This window comes from Xanthomonas euvesicatoria pv. euvesicatoria (assembly GCF_020880415.1).
Lineage (GTDB): Bacteria > Pseudomonadota > Gammaproteobacteria > Xanthomonadales > Xanthomonadaceae > Xanthomonas > Xanthomonas euvesicatoria.
This window is the reverse complement of sequence record NZ_JAJIUJ010000040.1, coordinates 132,667-138,861: the sequence shown is the minus strand read 5'-3', so window position 1 is coordinate 138,861 and position 6,195 is coordinate 132,667. Positions and strand designations below refer to the sequence as shown.

Annotated in this window: 4 protein-coding genes; 2 read left to right on the top strand and 2 right to left on the bottom strand. The window is 63.1% G+C overall.

The genetic code is table 11. The features are described from left to right. Positions 1-39: 39 nt before the first annotated feature. Positions 40-1,599 carry a hypothetical protein gene (locus tag LN450_RS07645; RefSeq protein ID WP_011346113.1) on the bottom strand — a complete coding sequence of 520 codons (1,560 nt, stop codon included), beginning with the start codon at positions 1,597-1,599 and terminating at the stop codon, positions 40-42. Between the two features lie 783 nt (positions 1,600-2,382). On the opposite strand from LN450_RS07645, the gene LN450_RS07640 reads away from it, so the two are divergent. Then, on the top strand, positions 2,383-2,784 hold the full coding sequence (locus tag LN450_RS07640) for a hypothetical protein (protein ID WP_126952884.1): 402 nt from the start codon (positions 2,383-2,385) through the stop codon (positions 2,782-2,784). A 239-nt stretch (positions 2,785-3,023) separates the two neighbouring features. Here LN450_RS07640 and LN450_RS07635 read toward each other — a convergent pair whose 3' ends face one another. Then, complete coding sequence (locus LN450_RS07635) at positions 3,024-3,365, bottom strand: HPF/RaiA family ribosome-associated protein (protein ID WP_007974834.1); 342 nt, start codon at positions 3,363-3,365, stop codon at positions 3,024-3,026. 352 nt (positions 3,366-3,717) lie between these two features. Here LN450_RS07635 and LN450_RS07630 point away from each other — a divergent pair, with 352 nt between their 5' ends. Then, on the top strand, positions 3,718-6,108 hold the full coding sequence (locus LN450_RS07630) for a DUF3772 domain-containing protein (protein WP_228885114.1): 2,391 nt from the start codon (positions 3,718-3,720) through the stop codon (positions 6,106-6,108). Positions 6,109-6,195 lie beyond the last annotated feature (87 nt).

Sequence of the window (6,195 nt, the reverse complement as noted above, 5' to 3'; positions counted from 1 at the left end):
CGATGGCTGCGCGATAGCCGTCGCCAGGCGCGGCCACGCTCACTCAGTTCGCGTGCGAGCGCCCTCGGCTTCGCGCACTGCCGCTGCAGCCTGCCAGGTGCCGGCGATGACCTTGTACTGCATGCCGGCGGCCATGCCCGCCAATGTATTGGAGAGCAGCGCACTGCGAGCTGGCGACAAACCGAGCCAGGTGCCAATCATGTTGACTGCTGTACCGAATGCGATGTTGGAGTTGATGGCGGCCGTACGCGCGACAGAATGATCCATGACCCGCTCATAATCCTCGCGCTTGGCCTTCCAGGTTGGTTCCGAGATCTGCTGCGTCCCGGCTTCGTCGGCTTCGTGTTGGGTGACATTGAGCCAGTCGGCTGTCTCCAGACCGACATTCAAGGCCGCGTTCACCGCCGCTTGCTGAAAGACGACCCTGGTCGCCTCTCCCATGTTGAAGGGCGACATCAGTCCTGCCCAGCGCTGCCTGGCCGATGCAAAGTCTGGTGCCTCCAGCTCGTTCGACGCCAGGTTGGTCAGGACGTTGGCCATGCCGTAAAACCTGCCTGCACTGGTGACGTGGGGATCGCTGACGCCACCGTTGGTCGGTGACCGCATTCCCACCATGCGGAATGTCGCCTGGATGGCGTCGCGGGCCGCAGCATAAGGGGCGACCTTGAGCTCACTGGCCAGCAGCCTGGCCGCCATCTCCGGTCGGCCAGAAGCCTTGCCCGCAGCGCCGATGGCGATATTGCTCAAGATGCCGGTCAGCGCGAGCCGGGTGACCAGATCCGAGTAATGTTGCTGCTCGCTCCTCTTGTGATGACGTTCGTCTTCGGACAGCGCTTCCCACTGTTCAAGATTCAGGTTGTGAAAACCTCGGGCGGCGGCATCCGGATTGCGGTTTTCGCGGTTGCGCCGCAGCGTATGCAGGGCCAGATGCAGCGTGCCCGACACCGCCTGCATGGCAACGACCGCTTCGGGTGGGAGCTGGCGAAACGCGGCAAACAGCGCTTCGCCGATCAACTCGCGCACGAACGTGGTCGGTCCCACGGAGGTGGTCTGGTGCACGAGATGTCCCAGCGCAGCGCCCAGGTATTGTTTGTCGAAGCTGATCGGTATGACACCGCGCGCCGCAGCTGCGACTGCTGTCGCGGCGGGTCCAAGGAGGGTGGTGACTCCATGTGTTGCACCTGCGCGGACCGACGCCGCCAGTGCGCCCAAGCGCGCAGTGCCTGTCGCAGAGGTGGATGCATGCGCTTGGGAGCCATGTTGTGCAGCGTGTTCCTGGGGAAGTGATGGCAAAGCCGACGGTTCCAAGGAGTCTTCAGCGTCGTAGAACTGCTCGCTGCTGCTCTCTTCCCCACGCAGCGGAGCATGCGGCTGCGGACTTCCATAGGGGGACAGATCTGCGTCGTTGGCGGTTTCATATCCGCTGTCGCTTCCTGTGCTATTGCGTCGTCCCGAAGGTCTGGGCGGCAGGGCGGAGAGGGGAGAATCGATCCTGGGCGTCGATGTATCGTCGCGTCGTTGTGCCGGTATCTCGATCACAATATCGCCGCTTGTGGCTTGCGGTTGCTGGGAGGTACTGGCTGAAGAGATCTTCGTCACGGCTTGTCCTCGCGTTGGGGGGATATCGGCATGCTCTCGCCCAGGCTTGCGGGGCGATTGATCGATAGCGCCGGACGATGGGTACCTCATCAAGAAGGGCATGGCGGCGAGGGGCTTGATTGCAGCGTGGGGATCGCGATCGGCAGCCAGACGCGTCGACCGGACAATCATGCGTGACGTGCGGCACGCCGACCCGGCAAGGTGCATATGCTGCGCTCAGCTGCCCGTGCAACCAGAGCGTGACTTCTTCGCTCGCAATCGATGCGCCCAGGCGTCCCTGCTATCCACGGCCACCTTGCGTGGTATGTGTCATCGTCGTCGGCGAGCTTGAAGTTCGCATGAATCCACAGAATCTTGACGCGCGCTTGGCGAAACGATCATTCCACATCCGAACAATCAATTCGTCTGTGCTGGCCAAATATGTTTGCTGCCGCGGCCGTCCTTGCAGGGACGAAGACGTGCGCGTGTGCCAGCGCTGCGACATGTGTTGGTTGATGGGCGTCGGTGCCCGCGCAGAGCGATGGCGCAATGACGGGGTGGAGCGTTCGAGCGATCGCCCAGGACGCGTGGTGTGGCTTGGAGAGCAGATGGCAGCATTTCCGAGCACCAAGATCGCGAAGCCAACAAGGTGCAACCGCACCAAGGCTGCAGTCGGCCGTTTTGAGCCGCGTTTTCCCTCCCACCACTGCGACCTCTGTTTCTGCGCATACCCTGATTCGCATGCCAGCCACACGCTGCCGAACCCTGCGGACCGGGGCGAGCTGGGCTGGAGGAGGGAATCGAGTGGCTGCGTCGGTCCGTGGCCAGTCCGCTGTTGAGCGATTGCATTGCTGCGATCATGGAAAATTGCAGCAGCGGTTGGCTATTTTTCCAGGCCTTGCAATTACGGTGACGCGCCTGGGAGTTGCCGGGAACTCGAACGCGCTGACTTACGAATCTGCCGGTAAGAAATGGAGATCGAAAGCCGAACTGCGCAAGGCGAGTTTGATCGGTTTGCTGCCGGACTCAAGACATAATCCCGTGCTGCAGTGGGAAGCAAACCATACGTATACCTTCAGCAATGCCGTGCAATGGGCGAAAGGATCCAGGCTACGTTGCACCCGATTGGTGCGGCTCAGCCTATCGCCGCGCGGGTTATCCGAGTCGGTAGTCATGAGCCCGAGTGCCTGGACGCTGCTGGCGTAAAAGCCAGGGATCAGCTCGAAAATCCTAAGAATCGGCGCCGTGTGCTTGGGATTGGGCTCTTTCCGTAAGCAAAAGATTCAACGCATTCGGCCCGCCACAAGATGAGTGCGACGGGCCGAATGCCGTTTAAGGGTCACAGGTTTTGGAGGGGCGCTTCGCGCATCGCTAGATGACGTGCCGCGATGCATCGCCGCAAAGGTTGGCGGCCGCCGAGGCCACGTGCCAACCTCCAGATCAGATCAAAGCATGTCCGGCGGCGGGGCGGTGGCCTTGGAGTGCTGCTTGCCGCGTGCATGTTCGATGGCAGTGCGCAGCTTGCGTGCAGCTCCGGTCACGGCAGAGGCCGTCGTTTCGGCGCTGTTGGTAGCCGCGATCGGCGGCAGGCCGGCGACGTGCGCCTCGATGCTGCAGGTTCGATCCGCCGCGCCGCCGCGCTGGCCGTTCTCATCACGCAAATGCACTTCCACACGGGTGATGTCGCTGGCGAAATGGGCCAGCTGGGCGGTGCAGGTCTTTTCGACATGCGCCACAACGGACGGATCGTGCGGCACGTGCTTGTCGGTCTGGATCTGAATCTGCATAGAGGATCTCCTTCGCGGTCATCCGCTGCGTCTGCCGCAGCGGTGGCTCGATTCTGCGTCAGCGGCGTGTTGTCGCAAAGTGACAACGCGGCATGCCCATTCATGCGCTAGCAGGGTCCTCTGCCGCCATCGCCGCGGTGCAACGAGATCGTCCGATCGGTTCGCGGACCCAGACCTGCCGCGGCTGAATCACCGGTCCCGGGCAATCGGCTCGATCAGGGGCGGTGCCTTAAGATGCCGGCACCCGCGGTCGCCCGCGCCTGTTCGATGCCTGCCTGTGTCCGAATTCCGATTTACCTGTGGTGCCCGTCAGGGCTTGTTGCGGCGTCTGTTGTTGCTTGCCGCGCTGGGGATGGTCTGTGTTGGCACGGCTGTGGCCCAGGACGAGGACACGGTGCTGGAGACCGCGCAGACCCAACTGGACAGCATGCAAAAGGTGCTGACCCATGCCGAAGCGGGGATGGAAAAGTCCGACACCGACCAGTTGCGCAAGCTGGCTGACGATGTCACCGGCGCACAGCGCCAGGCCCAGGATCTGGCGCGCTCGCTGGAGCCTCCGTTGAAGGAGCTGTCTGTCCGGCTGGCCGGGCTTGGCGAAGAGCAGAAGACCGACCCACCAGATCTACGCGACCAACGCCGCGCGCTCACGCGAGAGCGCAACGGGCTGGATGCCGAGCTCAAGCGGGCGAACCTGCTGGCACTGGATGCCAAGGATCTCGCCGACCGGCTCGAAGGCGAGCGTGCCCAGCGCTTCAGCGAGAAGCTATCCGCGCGCGCTGCCTCGCCGCTGTCGCCCGCGTTGTGGAATGAGATCGCGCGGGAATGGCCCGACGACCGAGCGCGCCTGCAGGCGCTGTCCGACAAGGCCGTACAGGCGGTGCGCACCGGCACAGCGACCAACGGCGTCGCCGGTCTGATGATCGGAACGCTGGCGGCATTGATGCTGGCATTTCCGTTGCGCATCTTCCTGCGTCACCTGGGGCGGCGGTATGCGGCCTCGCGTGCGCCCGGTGGCCGCTTGCGGCGCTCCGGCCTTGCACTGTGGTTTTTGTTGGTGGGCACCCTGACGCTGGGCATGGCGGCATGGGCGTTGGCCGAGAGCGTCCGCGCACTGAGCGAGCTGCCGACCGATCTGGAGCAGCTGCTGAGTGCATTTGTGGTGATCAGTTGCGTGGCGGCCTTCGTCGGTTCGCTCAGCGCCAGCCTGTTGATGAAGCACCAGCCCACCTGGCGTCTGTTCCCGTTGGACGATGCCACTGTCGATCGTTTGCGTGTGCATTGTCTTGCCACGGCCGCGGTGAGCTGGTTTAGCGGTATGGCGATCAGAATCAACGACGTGGCGCGCAGCAGCAGCGCATTAACCATCGCTACCGATGCAGTTGCCGCGCTGTTGTATGCGGGGTTGATCCTGTCGGCACTGGCTGGCCTGACCCTGTCGTTGCGCGCTCATGCCGCAAACGTGGGCGCGGCCGATGCGGACAGCAGCGCACCACCGCCGGTGGTGTCGCGTGGCGGCGGTTACATCGTGCTGATCCGTCTGCTGGGCCATCTGGCGGTGATCTTCGCGTTAGTGGCGGCCTTGTTCGGCTACATCAATATGGCACTGTTCGTCGAGCAGCAGATCATCTGGATCACCATGGTGTGCAGCGTGCTCGCGCTACTGGTGATGTTTGCCGACGACCTGACGACCTGGGTGTTCAAGCCGGAGAGCCGTTTCAGCCGAGCGCTGTCGCATGCACTGAATGTCGGCAGCGGGCGGTTGGTGCAGGTAGGGTTACTGATCTCTGCGGCAGTACGCGTGCTGCTGGTGCTACTAGGCATTGCCGCGCTGGTGACGCCGTACGGCGCCAACCTCGCCGCAGTGACCGGCTGGTTGGAAAACGTTTCGCACGGTATTGCAATTGGCAAGGAACTTGTCATCACGCCCGGCGACGTGGCCAGGGCGCTGTGTGTGTTCCTGCTCGGCATGGGTCTGGTCCATGTGGTGCAGAAGTGGCTGCTCAACACCTATCTGCCCAAGACCGAACTGGATGCGGGAGCGCGGAATTCGATCAGCACGGTGGCGCGCTATCTGGGCTGGTTGATCGTGATGGTGTGGGGGCTCACGGCGCTGGGTCTGGATTTGAAGCGGTTGGCGCTGGTGTTGAGCGCACTGTCGGTGGGCATTGGTTTTGGTCTGCAGGCGATTACGCAGAACTTCGTGTCCGGGTTGATCTTGCTGGCCGAGCGTCCGGTGAAGATCGGCGATTGGGTGCGTATCGGCGATCAGGAAGGCGACGTGCGCAAGATCAGCGTGCGAGCGACCGAAATCCAGGTGGGCGACCGCTCCACGTTGATCGTGCCCAACTCGGAGTTGATCACCAAGAGCGTGCGCAACATGACGCTGTCCAATCCGATGGGCCGTGTGCAGTTGCAGTTCTCGGTGCCGCTGGAAACCGACGTGGCCAAGGTGCGCGACATGTTGCTGGCCTTGTTCGCCGAGCACGAGAAGGTGCTGGCCGAACCGGCGCCATCGGTGTTCATCGATTCGCTGGCCGGCGGGCACGTCAATTTCAACTCGTTCGCCTACGTGAGCAGTCCGCGCGATTCGTATGGCGTGCGCAGCCAGCTGTTCTTCGCGCTGCTGCAGCGCATGGCGACGGTGGGCATTGCGTTGCAGTCGCCGCAGGAGATCCGCTTCAGTCGTGCAGGGGCCGCCGTGGCACGCGAGGCCGGAGATGGTGCGCCTGCGTCGGATGACTGAGCTGGCGAGGTCGACGAGGGCTGCGCAGCGGCAAGTCGGTCGGCTTGCGCTGATTGCACAACCATGCCTGACCATCGATGGACGCAT

Coding starts and splice junctions, on each gene's coding strand:
- LN450_RS07635 (WP_007974834.1), bottom strand. CDS start 3,365: ATGCAGATTCAGATCCAGACCGACAAGCACGTGCCGCACGATCCGTCC.
- LN450_RS07630 (WP_228885114.1), top strand. CDS start 3,718: ATGGTCTGTGTTGGCACGGCTGTGGCCCAGGACGAGGACACGGTGCTG.